Source organism: Aliamphritea ceti (genome assembly GCF_024347215.1).
GTDB lineage: Bacteria > Pseudomonadota > Gammaproteobacteria > Pseudomonadales > Balneatricaceae > Amphritea > Amphritea ceti.
Genome location: NZ_AP025282.1, coordinates 950,517 through 969,575, shown reverse-complemented (window position 1 = coordinate 969,575; position 19,059 = coordinate 950,517). Strand labels below are relative to the sequence as shown.

At 47.0% G+C, this 19,059-nt stretch carries 13 protein-coding genes, 1 tRNA gene and 3 rRNA genes; 7 read left to right on the top strand and 10 right to left on the bottom strand.

The features are described from left to right. Positions 1-131: 131 nt before the first annotated feature. A complete protein-coding gene (locus OCU49_RS04385) occupies positions 132-770 on the bottom strand; it encodes a DsbA family protein (RefSeq protein ID WP_261843769.1) in 639 nt (212 codons plus the stop codon). Continuing rightward, positions 767-1,201, bottom strand: coding sequence for a disulfide bond formation protein B (locus OCU49_RS04380; protein ID WP_261843768.1), 435 nt, complete (start codon positions 1,199-1,201; stop codon positions 767-769). Before OCU49_RS04380 ends, OCU49_RS04385 begins: the two co-directional genes overlap by 4 nt. 231 nt (positions 1,202-1,432) lie before the next feature. On the opposite strand from OCU49_RS04380, the gene OCU49_RS04375 reads away from it, so the two are divergent. Beyond that, the gene (locus OCU49_RS04375) at positions 1,433-2,221 is read left to right on the top strand and encodes a substrate-binding periplasmic protein (RefSeq protein ID WP_261843767.1); all 789 of its coding nucleotides are present in this window, start codon (positions 1,433-1,435) and stop codon (positions 2,219-2,221) included. On the opposite strand, the gene OCU49_RS04370 is transcribed toward OCU49_RS04375, so the two are convergent. Next, positions 2,218-2,760, bottom strand: coding sequence for a GNAT family N-acetyltransferase (locus OCU49_RS04370; RefSeq protein ID WP_261843766.1), 543 nt, complete (start codon positions 2,758-2,760; stop codon positions 2,218-2,220). The genes OCU49_RS04375 and OCU49_RS04370 overlap by 4 nt on opposite strands. 102 nt (positions 2,761-2,862) lie before the next feature. On the opposite strand from OCU49_RS04370, the gene OCU49_RS04365 reads away from it, so the two are divergent. Continuing rightward, the gene (locus tag OCU49_RS04365) at positions 2,863-3,138 is read left to right on the top strand and encodes a peptidylprolyl isomerase (protein WP_376787890.1); all 276 of its coding nucleotides are present in this window, start codon (positions 2,863-2,865) and stop codon (positions 3,136-3,138) included. A gap of 545 nt (positions 3,139-3,683) precedes the next feature. On the opposite strand, the gene rrf is transcribed toward OCU49_RS04365, so the two are convergent. The 5 genes from rrf to tyrS form a co-directional block, all read right to left on the bottom strand. Continuing rightward, positions 3,684-3,799, bottom strand: a 5S ribosomal RNA gene (gene rrf, locus OCU49_RS04360). Positions 3,800-3,960: 161 nt separating this feature from the next. Further along, positions 3,961-6,850, bottom strand: a 23S ribosomal RNA gene (locus OCU49_RS04355). A 275-nt stretch (positions 6,851-7,125) separates the two neighbouring features. After that, positions 7,126-7,201, bottom strand: a tRNA-Ala gene (locus tag OCU49_RS04350). Positions 7,202-7,264: 63 nt separating this feature from the next. Further along, positions 7,265-8,804, bottom strand: a 16S ribosomal RNA gene (locus OCU49_RS04345). The 16S, 23S and 5S rRNA genes sit together here with 1 tRNA gene alongside, the layout of an rRNA operon. Positions 8,805-9,414: 610 nt before the next feature. Next, positions 9,415-10,722, bottom strand: a complete 1,308-nt coding sequence (gene tyrS, locus OCU49_RS04340; protein ID WP_261843765.1) for a tyrosine--tRNA ligase — start codon at positions 10,720-10,722, stop codon at positions 9,415-9,417. A gap of 218 nt (positions 10,723-10,940) precedes the next feature. Between tyrS and OCU49_RS04335 the strand changes: the two genes are divergently transcribed. Next, complete coding sequence (locus tag OCU49_RS04335) at positions 10,941-12,383, top strand: OapA family protein (RefSeq protein ID WP_261843764.1); 1,443 nt, start codon at positions 10,941-10,943, stop codon at positions 12,381-12,383. 29 nt (positions 12,384-12,412) lie between these two features. Beyond that, entirely contained in the window at positions 12,413-13,519 is a 1,107-nt protein-coding gene (locus tag OCU49_RS04330) for an anhydro-N-acetylmuramic acid kinase (RefSeq protein ID WP_261843763.1), read from the top strand. A 74-nt stretch (positions 13,520-13,593) separates the two neighbouring features. Here OCU49_RS04330 and erpA read toward each other — a convergent pair whose 3' ends face one another. Continuing rightward, positions 13,594-13,944, bottom strand: coding sequence for an iron-sulfur cluster insertion protein ErpA (erpA, locus tag OCU49_RS04325; protein WP_261843762.1), 351 nt, complete (start codon positions 13,942-13,944; stop codon positions 13,594-13,596). A 134-nt stretch (positions 13,945-14,078) separates the two neighbouring features. Further along, positions 14,079-15,110, bottom strand: a complete 1,032-nt coding sequence (gene argC, locus OCU49_RS04320) for an N-acetyl-gamma-glutamyl-phosphate reductase (protein ID WP_261843761.1) — start codon at positions 15,108-15,110, stop codon at positions 14,079-14,081. Between the two features lie 41 nt (positions 15,111-15,151). On the opposite strand from argC, the gene OCU49_RS04315 reads away from it, so the two are divergent. The 3 genes from OCU49_RS04315 (at position 15,152) to hemL (ending at position 19,056) form a co-directional block, all read left to right on the top strand. Then, a complete protein-coding gene (locus OCU49_RS04315; RefSeq protein ID WP_261843760.1) occupies positions 15,152-16,912 on the top strand; it encodes a chloride channel protein in 1,761 nt (586 codons plus the stop codon). Positions 16,913-17,029: 117 nt separating this feature from the next. Further along, complete coding sequence (gene thiE / locus OCU49_RS04310; protein WP_261843759.1) at positions 17,030-17,671, top strand: thiamine phosphate synthase; 642 nt, start codon at positions 17,030-17,032, stop codon at positions 17,669-17,671. Between the two features lie 104 nt (positions 17,672-17,775). After that, on the top strand, positions 17,776-19,056 hold the full coding sequence (gene hemL, locus OCU49_RS04305) for a glutamate-1-semialdehyde 2,1-aminomutase (RefSeq protein ID WP_261843758.1): 1,281 nt from the start codon (positions 17,776-17,778) through the stop codon (positions 19,054-19,056). The last annotated feature ends 3 nt before the right edge of the window (positions 19,057-19,059 follow it).

Below are 19,059 nucleotides of genomic sequence, written 5' to 3'. Positions count from 1 at the left end.
TGACGGCATACGGCCGCCCCGATCAGAGGCCGCTATGATACCAAAACTCGCTACAAAATAACTATATTCTTTCTGCACAGGACGCATAATGATAAGCGCTGCCGGCCCCACAATCCGGCAACGTACAAAATTTAACGCTTTACTTCAGCAATCACAAGATCATACAACTGCTGAGCTCCAAAGCTGGGTAGTACTTTACCATTCACAAAGAACGTTGGAGTCTTCTCAACATTCATCGCCTTAACATCTGCAGCTTCTTGCTTAAGTAAAGAAGTCACTGTAATTGCTTGAGCATCTTTTTCAGCCTTTTCAATATCCAGCCCGGCAAATTCTGCCGCCGCCCACGCCTTATTGATATCAGGCTGACCATGAACGGCCCATTCCGGCTGTCGTTTGAGCACTTCTTCCAGTACAGACTTAAAAAGCCCTTGCTTACGAGCAGCCTCTAAAATGCGCACTACCTCGTCAGATCCTTCATGGAAAGTGGTATAACGTAGCACCAGACGAATATCTTGTGGATATTCAGCCATGATCTTTTTCACAAAGGGATAAAATGCCCGACAAGCTTCACAGGCAGGATCAAAAAATTCGACGATAGTGACCTTGGCATCAGCAGGACCTAATACTGGCGAATAAGGGCGCTCCAACGAACCAGAATTTGCTACCACCTCAACGGAATTAATTTGACTTTTTTGCCACATATACCCTGCTAGCCCAAAGGCAAACACCACCAATACAGATGCAAAAACAACAATTTTAGAACGACTCATGATTTATTTTTCCTAAGAACCCGTAAAAGCAAACATGTAATTCCAACAAAGCTTACCAGTGCCAGATAAGGCAATGGCAAACCGCCGAGAATCGTCATAGAACTGCCACTACAGGATGTACCTGAACCGCAAGGTACAATCTCAGCCATAACGATACCCGCATACATGAGCGAATGATAAAGCGCAAAGGCAGCGCCGAGCAGGACAAGCGGTAAAGCATAAACCGCTGCCTTCGGATCAGATTTGAAGCTCCCGTGCCCCAATATAAACACAAGTGGAAACATACAAATTCGCTGATACCAACACAAAGTACAGGGCATCTGTCCCATTACTTCACCAATAAAAATCGCGCTAAAGGTTGCGACCAGCGCAACTAGCCAGGCCAAAAGTAAAAACCACCAGGCCTGCATTTCAGAAGAACTCTGAGACATTGTATTTCCCATTCAAAATACGCAGAAATCAGGTAGACAGATCCCCTACCAGAGAATAAACAAGCCGATTCTAAAGCCTGTAGTGGCTTCAGAGTCAAAAGGAAATCCATGATTAGGCATATATCATAATCTGTTATAGGATACCTCAGGCATTAAAATGCCGGATGTAATAAAAAGCTCACACCTCAAGGATAGAGTTTAAGTAACTCCTCTCAACATTAAGAGGTAATAATGCTTAAACAGACAGTCATCTTTCTGATCTGCTTACTGTGCTCTGCATTTGCAACAGCACAAAAAACCATTCAAATCGGCTTTAACAATGTCGACTCGTTTCCTTATTTTCTGGGTAAGGGTGAGCAACTTTCGTCACCCCCAGGCATCTCTGTTGATTTAATCAATCACGTATCAGCAGTGCTCAATCTGAATATTAATTACCAGCGTATGCCCGGCCAAAGGGTACTACAAAGCCTGAAAAGAGGAGATTTAGACGCAGCCTTTATCTTTTCATATAAAGAGTCACGCAGGGAGTTTGGCGTCTACCCAATGAACGACGGTAAAGTAGATACAACAAGGCGAATGGATACCCTCTCATACGTATTATATCGACCTGTAAGTAGCAAGCTCGAGTGGAATGGCAACAGCTTTGAAAAACTAACAGGAAGCCTTGCCGCTAAACTGAATTATTCAATCGTCGCTGATATCAAGAAAGCAGGTGTTGATGTAATTGAAGGCAGCAGTACATCACAACTATTTGAAATGCTAGACGCAGAACGTGTTGAAGGAGTCGTTGACCAGGAAGCCATTGCTGACGCTTATCTTCAAAAAACACAAAAGAAACATTTTGAAAAAGTTAAAATACCTCTCGCAGAAAAGCACTATTACCTTATTTTTAGCCATCAATTTGCCGTTCAGAACCCCTATCTTATTGATACCATATGGAATCAGGTTGCTGCATATAGAGACCAGATTTACCGCACTCGTATGCCTAGCTACTACGGTTATCTTGATACCACAAACTAAACTTTAGCTATCTGTTTACGATAAACACATAAACGCTGCATTTCATCGCTACCTGCAATAGTACCTACTTCGACATCATCCAATACAGCTCCAAAACGCTCAACAACTTTAATACTCGCTTTATTATCAGCTAAACAACGCCACTCTATCATCGAGACCTGAAACTCTCTTGAGAGATACTCAGTGAAAAACAGCATACAACGATTAATAATCCCCTGCCCCTGATAATCTTCTGCAATGAAGCAACCTAATTCGGCCCTGTTATCGATAACTGACTTAGCGCCAAAAATGCCACATAGCTGATTATTCACATAAACCTTATACCAGCCTGAAATGAGACCTGGTACAGCAACACGTAGTCGAATAAAGTCCTCCGTAGAGGCCAGATCACTAATTTTTTCAGCCCAGGCTAAATATTTAGAAAGATAAGCATGATTCCGTAGAATAAGCGTATGCAAGTCTTTAGCGTCAGCTAAGGAAAGCACAACCAAATTTATTTCATCATCAACTTTTAGCTCATTTGGAAAATTAAACCCCATAAGTCCTCCTTGTACATCCCTGAATAAAATCATTTCAGGTAAAATACTTATACACAGTCTATAGTCTCGTTAACTCAATACAATCAATCAGAAAGCTAAATAATGAAAGCATCCGCAGTCCATATTCTTGTTAAGACAAAGCCTGAAGCCGAAAAGATCTTACAACAACTAGAAAAAGGCGGGGACTTTGCAAAGCTCGCCAAAAAGTACTCCATTTGCCCTTCGGGAAAGCGTGGCGGGGACTTAGGCGAATTCAAAAAAGGTCAAATGGCTAAGCCATTCGATGATGTAGTTTTTAAGAAGCCGCTTCTAAAAATACACGGCCCGGTGAAAACAAAATTTGGCTTTCACCTGATTAAAACTATTTATCGCGACTAACTTTCAATCAACCGCTCCCACTGAGACACCTGCCAATACATAACGCACAGATGTCTCAACTTTATTCTTATACAGAAAATCTCACTTACACAATTTCTCAATACATCCTAGCTAACCTATATATTTCATCACCTTTTACCGCCACAAAATCCGTAACCCATCAATTTTCAGCCTAGTTAAAACTTCAATAACAAAATGTCTAAGGACTCCTAATCAAACAGCCTGTAGCGACCGATAACGGGCTTCTCCTTCGGACGACAGAGCTCTCATATTGCAACCTGGCAGAAGATCTTAAATAGGTATTATTAAACAGCTGGTGACCCGGCTTTCCGGCAGACGATAGAACCTGATACTGCAACATGGCAGGTCTTCTTGCACGAGTGAACTTGAACAACCGATGACCGAGCTTTTCTGCACACGATAGAGCCTGATACTGCAGCCTGGCAGGGTTTCTTAAACAGGTGACCTTGAGCAGCCGATGGCCGACCTTTTCTGCAGACGAAAAAAAAACCCTGCTACAACGTAGCAGGGTTTCTTAAATAGGTGCTTGGCGATGACCTACTCTCACATGGGGAATCCCCACACTACCATCGGCGCTAAGACGTTTCACTTCCGAGTTCGGTAAGGGATCGGGTGGTTCCATCTCGCTATGGTCGCCAAGCAAAAAACTGTAACAATAAAAATCCTGTATGCCTTCTTCAGGCTAATCCGAGTCTTAAGATGATGTACAAACTCTAATCCAACATGCTTTGCAGCAATGTATCTTCATCAATCACTTGATCCGTGTTGTGTAATCACACAACCAAACGCTTTTGGCGTTATATGGTCAAGCCTCACGAGCAATTAGTACTGGTTAGCTCAACGCCTCACAACGCTTACACACCCAGCCTATCAACGTCCTGGTCTTGAACGGCTCTTCAGGGGACTCAAGGTCCCAGTGAGATCTCATCTTGAAGGGGGCTTCCCGCTTAGATGCTTTCAGCGGTTATCCTGTCCGAACATAGCTACCGGGCAATGCCATTGGCATGACAACCCGAACACCAGAGGTTCGTTCACTCCGGTCCTCTCGTACTAGGAGCAACTCTTCTCAAATCTCAAACGTCCACGGCAGATAGGGACCGAACTGTCTCACGACGTTCTAAACCCAGCTCGCGTACCACTTTAAATGGCGAACAGCCATACCCTTGGGACCGGCTTCAGCCCCAGGATGTGATGAGCCGACATCGAGGTGCCAAACACCGCCGTCGATGTGAACTCTTGGGCGGTATCAGCCTGTTATCCCCGGAGTACCTTTTATCCGTTGAGCGATGGCCCTTCCATACAGAACCACCGGATCACTAAGACCTACTTTCGTACCTGCTCGACGTGTCAGTCTCGCAGTCAAGCGCGCTTATGCCTTTATACTCGATGCATGATTTCCGACCATGCTGAGCGCACCTTCGTACTCCTCCGTTACTCTTTAGGAGGAGACCGCCCCAGTCAAACTACCCACCACACAATGTCCGCGATCCCGATAAGGGACCTGCGTTAGAACCTCAATAGTACCAGGCTGGTATTTCAAGATTGGCTCCACTCGAACTAGCGTCCAAGTTTCAAAGCCTCCCAGCTATCCTACACAAGTAATATCAAAGTCCACTGCGAAGCTATAGTAAAGGTTCACGGGGTCTTTCCGTCTAGCCGCGGATATACGGCATCTTAACCGCAATTTCAATTTCACTGAGTCTCGGGTGGAGACAGTGTGGCCATCGTTACGCCATTCGTGCAGGTCGGAACTTACCCGACAAGGAATTTCGCTACCTTAGGACCGTTATAGTTACGGCCGCCGTTTACTTGGGCTTCGATCAAGAGCTTCGCCGAAGCTAACCCCATCAATTAACCTTCAAGCACCGGGCAGGCGTCACACCCTATACGTCCACTTTCGTGTTTGCAGAGTGCTGTGTTTTTAATAAACAGTCGCAGCCACCTAGTATCTTCGACCCCCAACAGCTTAGAGAGCAAGTCTCATCACCGTCAGGGGCGTACCTTCTCCCGAAGTTACGGTACCATTTTGCCTAGTTCCTTCACCCGAGTTCTCTCAAGCGCCTTGGTATTCTCTACCTGACCACCTGTGTCGGTTTGGGGTACGATTTCTTGTTATCTGAAGCTTAGAAGTTTTTCCTGGAAGCATGGCATCAACCACTTCGTCCAAAAGAGGACTCGTCATCGACTCTCAGCCTTAGGGAACCGGATTTTCCTAATTCCCCAGCCTACAGCCTTAAACACGGACAACCAACGCCGTGATGGCCTAGCCTTCTCCGTCACTCCATCGCAATAACAAGAAGTACAGGAATATTAACCTGTTTCCCATCGACTACGCCTTTCGGCCTCGCCTTAGGGGTCGACTCACCCTACCCTGATTAGCATTGGATAGGAACCCTTGGTCTTCCGGCGGGGAGGTTTTTCACCCCCCTTATCGTTACTCATGTCAGCATTCGCACTTCTGATACCTCCAGGATGCCTTACAGCTTTCCCTTCAACGGCTTACAGAACGCTCCTCTACCACGCAAACAAGTTGCGTCCGTAGCTTCGGTGTATGGTTTGAGCCCCGTTATATCTTCCGCGCAGGCCGACTCGACTAGTGAGCTATTACGCTTTCTTTAAAGGGTGGCTGCTTCTAAGCCAACCTCCTAGCTGTCTGAGCCTTCCCACATCGTTTCCCACTTAACCATAACTTTGGGACCTTAGCTGACGGTCTGGGTTGTTTCCCTTTCCACAACGGACGTTAGCACCCGCAGTGTGTCTCCCATAATTGCACTCTACGGTATTCGGAGTTTGCATCGGGTTGGTAAGTCGGGATGACCCCCTAGCCGAAACAGTGCTCTACCCCCGTAGGTGAGATATGAGGCGCTACCTAAATAGCTTTCGAGGAGAACCAGCTATCTCCGAGCTTGATTAGCCTTTCACTCCGATCCACAAGTCATCCGCTGGCTTTTCAACGACAGTCGGTTCGGTCCTCCAGTTGATGTTACTCAACCTTCAACCTGCCCATGGATAGATCGCTCGGTTTCGGGTCTAATCCCAGCAACTACACGCCCTATTAAGACTCGGTTTCCCTACGGCTCCCCTAAACGGTTAACCTTGCTACTGAAATTAAGTCGCTGACCCATTATACAAAAGGTACGCAGTCACGGAACAAGTCCGCTCCCACTGCTTGTACGTACACGGTTTCAGGTTCTATTTCACTCCCCTCACAGGGGTTCTTTTCGCCTTTCCCTCACGGTACTGGTTCACTATCGGTCAGTCAGGAGTATTTAGCCTTGGAGGATGGTCCCCCCATGTTCAGACAGGATATCACGTGTCCCGTCCTACTCGATTTCACTGTGTATAAGTTTTCGTATACGGGGCTATCACCCACTACGGCCGCACTTTCCAGAGCGTTCTACTAACTACAACACAGCTTAAGGGCTGGTCCCCGTTCGCTCGCCGCTACTAGGGGAATCTCGGTTGATTTCTTTTCCTTCGGGTACTTAGATGTTTCAGTTCCCCGAGTTCGCCTCTCAAGAGCTATGTATTCACTCAAGAGATACCCAGCTTACACTGGGTGGGTTTCCCCATTCGGAAATGTTTGGATCAAAGCCTGTTTACCGACTCCCCAAACCTTATCGCAGGTTACCACGTCCTTCATCGCCTCTGACTGCCAAGGCATCCACCGTGCACGCTTAGTCACTTGACCATATAACCCAAAAGGGTCTGATTCAAAGTGACTGATAAAACTTCATAGCCATCTACTTTATACAAAGTAAATAACGCTGAAGTAACGATACATTTACGCCGGATTAGCGCTTGTACATTTTTTACTTCTTAATTCTCGTTTTTTACAGGATTTAAATTGTTAAAGAGCGTTCTGTCTAAAAAAAGACAAAAGGTAATACACATGATTTTCATGTATTAGCTTTTGTATTCTCAAATACAAATCTTAAGTACTAACCACTCTCAAGGCATGAGAAATGGTGGAGCTATGCGGGATCGAACCGCAGACCTCCTGCGTGCAAAGCAGGCGCTCTCCCAGCTGAGCTATAGCCCCAGTACTTACTCTACAACTGATCAGATAATTCGTGTGAACGCTTGCTGAGAATCCGCTATCGTTTAAGGAGGTGATCCAGCCCCAGGTTCCCCTAGGGCTACCTTGTTACGACTTCACCCCAGTCATGAACCACACCGTGGTAACCGCCCTCCCGAAGGTTAAGCTAGCTACTTCTGGTGCAATCCACTCCCATGGTGTGACGGGCGGTGTGTACAAGGCCCGGGAACGTATTCACCGTGACATTCTGATTCACGATTACTAGCGATTCCGACTTCATGGAGTCGAGTTGCAGACTCCAATCCGGACTACGACCGGTTTTGTGAGATTAGCTCCCCCTCGCAGGATTGCAGCCCTCTGTACCGGCCATTGTAGCACGTGTGTAGCCCTACTCGTAAGGGCCATGATGACTTGACGTCGTCCCCACCTTCCTCCGGTTTGTCACCGGCAGTCTCCTTAGAGTTCCCACCCGAAGTGCTGGCAAATAAGGACAAGGGTTGCGCTCGTTACGGGACTTAACCCAACATTTCACAACACGAGCTGACGACAGCCATGCAGCACCTGTCACTGCGTTCCCGAAGGCACATCAGAATCTCTTCCGACTTCGCAGGATTTCAAGAGTAGGTAAGGTTCTTCGCGTTGCGTCGAATTAAACCACATGCTCCACCGCTTGTGCGGGCCCCCGTCAATTCATTTGAGTTTTAACCTTGCGGCCGTACTCCCCAGGCGGTCTACTTAGTGCGTTAGCTGCGCCACTAAGACATCAAGTGTCCCAACGGCTAGTAGACATCGTTTACGGCGTGGACTACCAGGGTATCTAATCCTGTTTGCTCCCCACGCTTTCGCACCTCAGTGTCAGTATCAGACCAGGTAGTCGCCTTCGCCACTGGTGTTCCTTCCTATATCTACGCATTTCACCGCTACACAGGAAATTCCACTACCCTCTTCTGTACTCTAGTTATCCAGTATCAGGTGCAGTTCCTAGGTTGAGCCCAGGGCTTTCACATCTGACTTAAATAACCACCTACGCGCGCTTTACGCCCAGTAATTCCGATTAACGCTCGGACCCTCCGTATTACCGCGGCTGCTGGCACGGAGTTAGCCGGTCCTTCTTCTGCAGTTAACGTCACAGCTAGCAGTTATTAACTACTAACCTTTCCTCACTGCTGAAAGTGCTTTACAACCCTAAGGCCTTCTTCACACACGCGGCATGGCTGCATCAGGCTTGCGCCCATTGTGCAATATTCCCCACTGCTGCCTCCCGTAGGAGTCTGGGCCGTGTCTCAGTCCCAGTGTGGCTGATCATCCTCTCAGACCAGCTACGGATCGTCGCCTTGGTAGGCCATTACCCCACCAACTAGCTAATCCGACGCACGCTCATCTAATAGCGCAAGGCCCGAAGGTCCCCTGCTTTCCCCCGTAGGGCGTATGCGGTATTAATCCAAATTTCTCTGGGCTATCCCCCACTACTAGGCAGATTCGTACGCGTTACTCACCCGTCCGCCGCTCGTCAGCGGGTAGCAAGCTACCCCTGTTACCGCTCGACTTGCATGTGTTAAGCCTGCCGCCAGCGTTCAATCTGAGCCATGATCAAACTCTTCAGTTTAATTTCGACACTGTAAACAGTGTCTTAAATCTAGCTCAAAGTTAAACTAACTTTGTAAATCTCATAAATGAATTCACTAGGTTGCTTATCTTTGATAAAGCTTTTGTGCTTCATCTCAACAAGCGCCCACACGAATTATCTGATCAAATTGTTAAAGAGCGTTGCTTAATCCGTCTCAGCAGTCGGTGTTGACCGTGGCTGCTGTCGTCTCAAGCGAGGTGCGTATTCTACTCAACACCCGGTGGAAGTCAACGCTTATTTTCAGAAGATTTTGAATCATTCCGCAGAATGTTTCAAAACCGGAAAAACAAGCTTTCGTTCCGGTCGAAGCATTTCACTCGAACTTCAAAACAAGCTGTTTATCAGTGAGTTACTTTGTTTCTCATTGTGTCTGCTGTCTGCGTTGCCGCTGTCTTGCGTCTCAATGTGGGGGCGTATTATAGGGACCAACTGAAAAGAGTCAACAGCCTTTTTAACAATAATTGTAATTAGTTTTTGCGCTGCAAAAACTCCGGCTTTTATAGCTAAGTTGATCGCTACATATACTGCTAACGACAGGCATAAAAAAACGCAGCTATATAAGCTGCGTTTTTTTGTAATGTTACCTGTCTTACACAGCACTACTGTAGTTTAGGAATAAATGATGCTTTTTCTTCCCTAGCTTCACCATAAAGTACTTTCCATGGAATGCATTTTCCTTACTAAAAATAGCATCTGCGTTTGCATTATCGTCCATCCCTACAGCTTTACCATTTACAATCACCGCACTCCGCTGCAAGGCATCTTTAATCTGCTTCCCAGTTCCCATACCAACTTCCGCCAACCGCTGAGTGATCAATTCAAAAGCCATCACTTCTTCCAAACTAGATGAAGGCAATCCATCTTGAGCTAATTGCACAAACTCTTCTTGAGTCAGATCAGACAGATCACCACTAAATAAAGCATCGGTAATACGTTTGGCTGCAATCAATCCTGCTTCACCATGAACAAGCCGCGTCACTTCTTCAGCCAAAATGCCTTGCGCCTGTGGACGACCCTGGGCAGCCGCATCTTCCGCTTCAATACGATCAATATCTTCAACTGCTAAGAAAGTGAAGTATTTAAGGAAGCGGTAAGCATCAGCATCTGCTGTCTGCAGCCAGAACTGATAGAAAGCATAAGGAGAGGTTTTATTAGCTGATAACCAGATAGTACCGCTTTCAGTTTTACCAAACTTAGTACCGTCTGACTTAGTTATCAGAGGCAGGGTCAAACCATAGGCTTTATTACCATTCATTCGACGGGTTAATTCAGTACCACCGGTAATGTTACCCCACTGATCAGAACCACCTATCTGTAACGTACAGCTGTGAGACTTATTCAACTGTTGAAAATCATAGGACTGCAGAATCATATAGGTGAACTCAGTAAAGGAGATGCCTTCGCCTTCACGATCTATACGCTGCTTAACTGACTCTTTAGCAATCATCTGATTAACAGAGAAATGCTTACCGACATCCCGCAGGAATGTCAGAATGTCCATATCTTTAGTCCAGTCCAGGTTATTCACAACTTCAGCCGGGTTCTGCGCAGAATCGAAATCGATAAACTGGCTTACTTGGGCTTTTAGCTTTTCGACCCAGTTACCTACTGTCTGATCATCATTCAATTTACGTTCCTGAGCTTTAAAGCTTGGATCGCCAATCAAACCTGTTGCGCCACCGACCAACGCCAGCGGCTTATGTCCAGCCTGCTGAAAGCGTTTAAGTGCTAATAAAGGAACAAGACTACCAATATGCAGACTATCTGCAGTTGGATCGAAGCCGCAATAAAGCGTAACAGAACCTTCTGCCAGGTGCTTTTCCAGCTCATCTTCGCTGGTCATCTGCGCAATTAGGCCTCGCGCATTTAGATCCTGTAACAACGTTTTTTCTGTCATTGCCGCTTTCTTCCGGTTGCATTAGATAAATTTAGGGCGGCTATTTTACCTCAGGTTTCGTTGCAGACAACTTAATTCCCGTCATAAATTCCCCAAACCCGTAGAATTATGACTAAAAGACGAACTTTTTCACCAATATGGAATCCGAGGTTTAGCCAATATGCATTTCATTAGATATACTACCGGCAGACTGCGTTATATAAGGGGAGCATGGGACTTTGAGTACAGTTCAACACATTGCTAAGTTTTTTCCTACCACACATTTGGCTGCCGCTGCCATTTGTACTCTGGTCATCGGCACGACACTGGTTTTACTACCAGAGAGTAATGCTCAACAGACACAATCACTACCGGTAACTATTAACGAAGATACCGCCAGTGCTGTTACTGATATCCTAGAAGATAACGACATTGCCGTTAACGCAACTCAGACTGAACTTCAGTTAGCTCTGGTTGAAACTGCAACAACGCCTCCAGCTGCTGGTTCAGCAGATATCGAACAACTTTCCGACGACGCTGATAAACCTGTGCGCATGGTCGTTGAGAATATTCCACTTGAAGATGAATGGAAGGACTTCAAAGTCAGCAATGGTGACAGCCTTTCTGGTATTTTTCTCAAAGCGGGCCTGACAGCTACTGATGTTTACCGAGTAACTAACGCTGTTAAAGACACCAAAGCGCTGACACGTATATATCCAGGCCAAACACTTAGCTTCCTGATTAAAAATGACCAGCTTGTTCAACTGCGTCATATTAAGAGTCAGTTAGATACTGCTGTCATCAGTAAAACCGAAGACAGCTATATCCTTGAAGAACATACCCGCAAACCTGAAACACTTCAGCGTTTTGTAAACGGTACAATTAACAACTCCCTGTTTCTTGATGCTCAACAGGCAGGTCTCTCTAACCGTATGATTATGGAACTGGCCGCTATTTTTGGCTGGGACATCGACTTTGCATTGGATATCCGTAAAGGTGATTCATTCAACATTGTTTATGAAGAGAAATTCCTCGACGGTAAGATGATTGGCGAAGGCAACATACTATCTGCTCAGTTCACTAACCGTGGCGACACTTTTACTGCCCTGCGTTTTACTGACAGCAAAGGCAAGAGCAGCTATTACACCCCAGACGGTAAAAGTATGCGAAAGGCCTTTTTACGTACGCCTATTGATTTTGCACGCATCAGCTCCCGCTTTAATTTAAAGCGTAAGCATCCCGTACTGAAAACCACCCGCCCACACCGCGGTACCGATTATGCTGCACGTACAGGCACACCAATTAAGTCCTCCGGTGACGGTAAGATAATCTGGCGTGGCAAAAAGGGTGGTTATGGTAATGCTGTAATTGTTCAGCATGGCGGTAACATCACAACTTTATATGCGCATATGTCGAAATTCAAAAAAGGCCAGCGAGTAGGCAAACGGGTTAAGCAAGGTCAGGTTATTGGCTACGTAGGATCAACCGGTTTATCTTCTGGCCCACACCTGCATTATGAATTCCGTGTAAACGGCGTACATAAGAACTCCCAGACAGTTAAATTACCGCAAGCCAATCCGGTCCCTAAATCGGAGCGCAAGCTATTTAACAAAGTCGCAGCAGACGTTGTCGCTAAACTGGAAAGCTATAAAGCAACCCAGCTGGCATCTACAGCAAACTAAGTTTTAGCTAACATCATCAGGTATAAGCTATGCCGGCACCCGTTTATATTGGTTTAATGTCCGGCACCAGCTTAGATGGTATCGATGCTGTTGCTGTTCGCTTTGATCCTCAATTCCAGCTTATTGGTTGCCATAGCGAACAGCTCCCAGAATTTTTAAATCAACAAATCCGCAGTTTACTTGCTCCCGGCGATAATGAAATCGACCGCCTTGGCATACTGGATCTCGAACTGGGAAAAGCCTTTGCAACAGCAACGAACAACCTGTTAGCTACATGTCATCTCGATAAATCTGACGTACATGCAATTGGCAGTCACGGCCAGACTATTCGCCATCGCCCGGAACACAACTTCACCCTGCAAAGTGGCGACCCCAATACCATAACAGAACACACCGGTATAATGACTGTCGCTGATTTCAGGCGCAGGGACATGGCTGCCGGCGGCCAGGGAGCACCTCTGGTTCCTGCTTTTCATAACGCGTTGTTCCGTAGCAGCAAAACCAATCGAGTGATTGTTAACATAGGCGGCATGGCCAACCTGACCATTTTACCCGCGGACCCTCAAGCAGATGTTCTTGGCTACGATACCGGGCCAGGCAATGTCTTACTCGATAGCTGGATAAAAGAACACCAGCAGCTTAACTATGATAAAAACGGTGATTGGGCAGCGCAGGGAACAATAATTCCACAACTTCTTGAACAAATGCTATCACTGCCTTTTTTCCATGAAGCACCTCCTAAAAGCACCGGCCGTGAGCAGTTTAATCTTTTATGGATTCAACGCATGCTGACCCTGCTTGATCAGGCGCCAAACAATACTGATATACAGACGACGCTTGCCGAACTGACTGCCACCAGCATCGCGCTTGCAATTAAGTCTCACAATCTGGATAAAGCTGAAGTGTATCTCTGTGGCGGTGGTAGTCATAACCAGTATTTATTACAGAGAATTCAGGCGCTTTTACCCGGCTTTACTGTCGGTACAACAACTGAATTGGATCTTCACCCCGATTGGGTTGAAGCGGTAGCTTTTGCATGGCTAGCAAAACAAACGCTGGATAACATGCCTGGCAATATGCCTGCAGTTACCGGTGCATCAGGCTATCGTATATTAGGCTCCGTCTATCCAGTCTGATAAAACAGGCGATTAAACAGACAAAAAAAACAGCGAACTAAGTCGCGGTTTTTTTTGGAATTCACAGAAGCATATCAGATCGAAAAAGATGACCCACAGCCACAGGTAGTCGTTGCATTTGGATTATTAATTACAAACTGAGAACCCGCTAAACCTTCTTTATAGTCTACTTCAGCACCAGCCAGATACTGGAAGCTCATCGAATCAACAACCATAGTTACGCCATCATTTATGATTGCCGTATCATCTTCAGCCATTGCATCATCAAACGTAAAACCATAAGAGAATCCAGCACAGCCGCCACCGGTAATGTACACGCGCAGTTTCAGGTCGTCATTTTGCTCTTCCTGAATAAGGCTTTTCACCTTAGATGCCGCCGAATCAGTGAAAGCCATTGTTGGTTCCTGATACATTGATTCTGACATAACTACCCCACCCTCTTACTTTCACAGATCTGATTACAGACCTTTCTAATCTGACCGGCATTATCCGCTTAACCCAGTAAAGAGGTCAAGTATTTTCACTGACCTCAGACTTACTGGCACAAACCCTTTATCTATTATGGCATCATTCCAACAGCGCGCAGACCTTCATCTTCCGCGATACCAAACATGATGTTCATATTCTGAATAGCCTGACCTGCTGCGCCTTTTACAAGGTTATCAATGGCAGACAGCACAACAACAGTGTCATCATTCTGCGGACGGAACACACTGATCCGGCAAATATTTGCGCCCTTAACACTGCGCGTTTCCGGATGGCTACCCGCCGGCATCACATCAACGAAAGGCTCGTTGGCATAACGCTCCTCAAACAGCTCCTGCAAACCATCAACAGGGTCTTTCAGGGTGCCGTATAGCGTTGCATGAATACCACGAATCATTGGCGTCAGGTGTGGTACAAATGTCAAACCAACCGGACGGCCTGCAGCTTCACTCAGCTGCTGTTTAATTTCTGGTAAGTGGCGGTGACCCGACACTCCGTATGCTTTCATGCTTTCGCTGGTTTCACACATCAGTGCACCAACACTTGCACCTCGACCTGCACCACTGACACCAGACTTACAGTCGGCAATCAGACGGCGATGATCAATCAACTTGTTTTCAATCAATGGCAGATACCCCAGCTGAGCCGCTGTTGGGTAACAACCCGGGCAGGCAATCAGCTGAGCAGATTTAATCGCTTCACGATTTACTTCAGGCAAACCATACACAGCCATAGCAGCCGCTTCAGGAGACGTGTGCTCCATTCCGTACCACTGCGACCAAAGCTCAAGATCCTTAATCCGGAAATCCGCACCCAGATCAATCACTTTCACACCGTTAGCCATCAGCTCCGGCGCCATTTTCATTGCTACACCGTGCGGCGTCGCGAAGAAAACCACATCACACTGACTCAGTGTCGATACGTCCGGCACAGAAAAGCGTAAATCATAGTGACCACGCAGGTTCGGGTACATATCATCAACGCGAACACCTTCTTCAGATCGGGAAGTAATAACTTCAACTTTTACCTGAGAATGGTTCGCCAATAATCTAAGCAACTCTACACCGGTGTAACCGGTGCCGCCGACAATACCTACTTTTACCACTTTAGCCTCACAATACACGTCACGGTTTGATACAGTGTTACATGATACAAACCCTCGCTAACCTTTACTATCGTATAATGCTGAAAAACATTTTTTCCTTCGAACATTTTCGCCACCGGCTTGCTCATGCCGAAGCCCTCCCGCAACTCGTATTGCTGGGGATCTTTTCCGGCCTAGTCACCGGCATGCTGATTCTGGCATTTCGCCTGGCAATCGAGCTACCGCTTTCTGAGTGGCTACCCGGCGGCAATACTGAGAATTTTGAAGATCTGCCCCGCTGGCTACATTTCGCCCTGCCGGTACTCGGCTCAATAATACTCGCCGGTATTTTTTACAAACTGGCGCCAGCAACCCGCAAAGTCGGCATTGTCCATGTAATGGAGCGGCTGACTTATCATCAGGGACATCTGCCTGCAAAGAACATGTGGTTACAGTTTGTATCTGCCTCTGTCGCAATTCTCAGCGGTCATTCTGTCGGCCGCGAAGGTCCGGCAGCACATCTTGGAGCAGCCTGCAGCAGTTTGTTAGGGCAAGTACTGCATTTACCTAATAACTCTTTACGCCTATTAGTTGGCTGCGGCGTTGCAGCGGCAATTTCCGCTGCTTTCAACACGCCTTTGGCCGGCGTTATTTTTGCGATGGAGGTTATTCTGCTGGAGTACACAGTTATCGGTTTTACCCCTGTACTGGTCTCATCAGTGACAGCTGCTCTGCTGGTAAAATCAGTGTACGGACATGACGCAGACTTCAACATTCCGGCATTACAAATCCAGTCACTAAACGAAATCCCACTGGTGATTCTGCTCGGATTTATCATCGCTCTGGTCGCTGCCGGTTTTATGCGTTTGATGTTATATAGCCAAAAGAGTGCTGCATGGCCAATGACCTCGCGACTATTACTCGCTGGCGTATTAACTGGCCTGGCAGCACTGTTTTATCCACAGGTAATGGGCATCGGCTATGACACGATAAGCGAAACATTGCAGGGGAACTTTACCTTAGCATTATTGCTCGGCATGCTGATTACTAAGTGCTTACTTACGCCAATTGTATTAGGTCTCGGCATTCCCGGCGGCTTAATAGGCCCAACCTTTTTTATCGGTGCTATTACTGGTGCTGCTTTCGCATTGCTCACTGCAGGTATGACTGGCCCGGAACATTCTGAAGTAGGCCTGTATGCAATGCTGGGTATGGGGGCAATGATGGGAGCTGTGCTTAACGCACCGTTAGCAGCCTTAATTGCCCTACTGGAATTAACAGCTAATCCGAATATTATCTTCCCCGGCATGCTGGCTATCGTGGTTGCAACTACAACTGTTCGTTATGTCTTTAAACTACCCTCTATATTCCTGGCGACCTTACAGAATCAGGGTTTAGATTACCGGCACGAACCTCTTAGTCTTGCACTCTCCCGCATAGGTGTGAGCAGCGTCTTACAAAGCACCGTTCAGCTATCTATTAACTGCAACCTAACAGCCGCTAAAAATGCTTTGCAGGAAAAACCCCAATGGCTGTTACTCGGTAATGACTCACCTGACAGCATTCTACTTCCTGCAGACCTAGAAGCTTATATCCACGAACATTCTGAAGAGACCGGTCAAGATATAGACCTAATGGAAATTCCTGCTTTACGTAAAGATGTCGCCGCTCTAAGCATTAAAGCTAGCCTAAAAGAAGCATTAGATAAAATGAATCATGACCAGCTTGATGCTCTCTATGTTTGCAATATTAATCAGCAAATTTCAGGCATCATCACCCGTGAACAGATAGAGCATATCTATACGCAGAAACTGCACAACTGATAATCGACATCAGCCCTTTTAATGACATTTTACAAGCAGTCCGCCTGAACATCATTACATAACTGGAGTATCATGCCTGCTGCTTCAGATATGTAATCATCAGTCACAGGAAACCCCATGAATAGCCGCGCTTCCGATCCCCGCCTGCAAGGGCTTTACGGTATTACCGACAGTCAACTTATGCCTAACCTGAATAGCATGCTTTTTCAGGTAGAAGCAGCATTACGGGGCGGTTGCGGCATAATTCAGTATCGCGATAAATCAACAGGCGCAAAACAGCGCCAACAGCAAGCTGCAGCCCTGTTAGATCTTTGCCATCAGTATGACAGTCTGCTACTGATCAACGATGACATTGAGCTGGCACAAGCAATTTCAGCAGATGGTGTGCATCTTGGGCAAGGTGATGGTAACCATGCTGACACCCGCAATATTCTCGGTCCGAATGCCATTATAGGCATTACCTGTCACGACGATTTACAGCTTGCAGAACAGGCATGCAGCTATGATGCAGACTACGTTGCCTTTGGTGCTTTCTTTGCGTCAAAGACTAAACCGAATGCTAAACCTGCGCCAATGCACCTTCTTCATGACGCAAAGCAAAACCTCCCTGTTCCGGTAGTAGCGATAGGCGGTATTACTGTGGATAATGCACATCAGATCATTAACGCCGGAGCGGATATGCTAGCTGTAGTACATAGTTTATTCAGCGCTGAAGACATAACCGCCCGGGCACAAAGCTTTCAACAGCTTTTTCGTTAAAACGACTTAACAGACGATCCGTAACGGTTAGCCCGGTTACGGGTCTGAGATTCCATATATAACAGGCCCTACCCCAGGTAAGGCATCCGAATAGAGAAACAGATATGTCACGCTCAGAATCCCTGTTCCAGGCAGCTCAAAACCACATCCCAGGCGGTGTAAACTCACCGGTACGTGCTTTTAAAGGTGTCGGCGGCACACCTATTTTCTTCAAGCGTGGTGAAGGTGCTTACCTGTTTGACGAAGACGACAAGCAATATATCGATTACGTTGGCTCATGGGGCCCAATGATTCTGGGACATGCCAACCCGGACGTATTGAATGCCGTACGCGGTATGATCGACAGTGGTCTGGGCTTTGGTGCGCCAACTGCTATCGAAATTGATATGGCGGATAAAGTCTGTGAAATGATGCCGGGTATGGACCTGGTACGAATGGTTAACTCCGGCACCGAAGCGACTATGAGCGCGATTCGTCTGGCCCGGGGTTATACCGGCCGTGACAAAATCGTTAAGTTCGAAGGCTGCTACCATGGCCACTCTGACTCCCTGCTGGTTAAAGCAGGTTCTGGTGCGTTGACACTGGGCGAACCAAACTCTCCGGGCGTACCAGCAGCACTGGCTGAACACACTATTACGCTGACATACAACGATATCGACAATGTTCGTGAAGCCTTCGCTGCTGCCGGTGATCAGATTGCCTGCATCATTGTTGAGCCGGTTGCCGGTAACATGAACTGCATTCCACCAGTTGACGGCTTCCTGCAAGGCCTGCGCGATGTATGCGACGAACATGGCACAGTCCTGATTCTTGATGAAGTAATGACCGGATTCCGGGTTTCACTGACCGGTGCTCAGGGCTATTACGGTGTTACTCCAGACCTGACAACCATGGGTAAAGTTATCGGCGGCGGTCTGCCAGTGGGTGCCTTTGGCGGTAAACGTGAAATCATGGAACAGATTGCTCCACTTGGCCCGGTTTATCAGGCAGGTACTTTGTCTGGCAACCCTATCGCCATGGCAGCTGGCCTGACCATGCTAAACGCGTTACAGGAAGAAGGCTTCCATGAGCGTCTTTCAGCCAAAACAGAACTACTGGCTGAAGGCCTGGAAAGCATGGCCCTTCGCCATAACGTACCTTTCACTACGAATTACGTGGGCGGAATGTTTGGTCTGTTCTTCACTGAGCAGGAAAGTGTTTCCTGCTTTGCGGATGTCATGAAGTGCGATACTGACAAATTCAACCGCTTCTTCCACGGCATGCTGGAAGAAGGTATCTACCTGGCACCTTCAGCTTTCGAAGCCGGTTTCTTATCAGCGGCGCACAGCGAAGCTGATATCGAAGCGACAATCGAAGCTGCCGGCCGCGTTTTCGCTAAGCTATAAAAA

Bases quoted from the DNA above. Each gene is read 5' to 3' on its own strand.
- OCU49_RS04385 (WP_261843769.1), bottom strand. From the start codon at position 770: ATGAGTCGTTCTAAAATTGTTGTTTTTGCATCTGTATTGGTGGTGTTT.
- OCU49_RS04380 (WP_261843768.1), bottom strand. From the start codon at position 1,201: ATGTCTCAGAGTTCTTCTGAAATGCAGGCCTGGTGGTTTTTACTTTTG.
- OCU49_RS04375 (WP_261843767.1), top strand. From the start codon at position 1,433: ATGCTTAAACAGACAGTCATCTTTCTGATCTGCTTACTGTGCTCTGCA.
- OCU49_RS04370 (WP_261843766.1), bottom strand. From the start codon at position 2,760: ATGGGGTTTAATTTTCCAAATGAGCTAAAAGTTGATGATGAAATAAAT.
- OCU49_RS04365 (WP_376787890.1), top strand. From the start codon at position 2,863: ATGAAAGCATCCGCAGTCCATATTCTTGTTAAGACAAAGCCTGAAGCC.
- tyrS (WP_261843765.1), bottom strand. From the start codon at position 10,722: ATGACAGAAAAAACGTTGTTACAGGATCTAAATGCGCGAGGCCTAATT.
- OCU49_RS04330 (WP_261843763.1), top strand. From the start codon at position 12,413: ATGCCGGCACCCGTTTATATTGGTTTAATGTCCGGCACCAGCTTAGAT.
- erpA (WP_261843762.1), bottom strand. From the start codon at position 13,944: ATGTCAGAATCAATGTATCAGGAACCAACAATGGCTTTCACTGATTCG.
- OCU49_RS04315 (WP_261843760.1), top strand. From the start codon at position 15,152: ATGATACAAACCCTCGCTAACCTTTACTATCGTATAATGCTGAAAAAC.
- thiE (WP_261843759.1), top strand. From the start codon at position 17,030: ATGAATAGCCGCGCTTCCGATCCCCGCCTGCAAGGGCTTTACGGTATT.
- hemL (WP_261843758.1), top strand. From the start codon at position 17,776: ATGTCACGCTCAGAATCCCTGTTCCAGGCAGCTCAAAACCACATCCCA.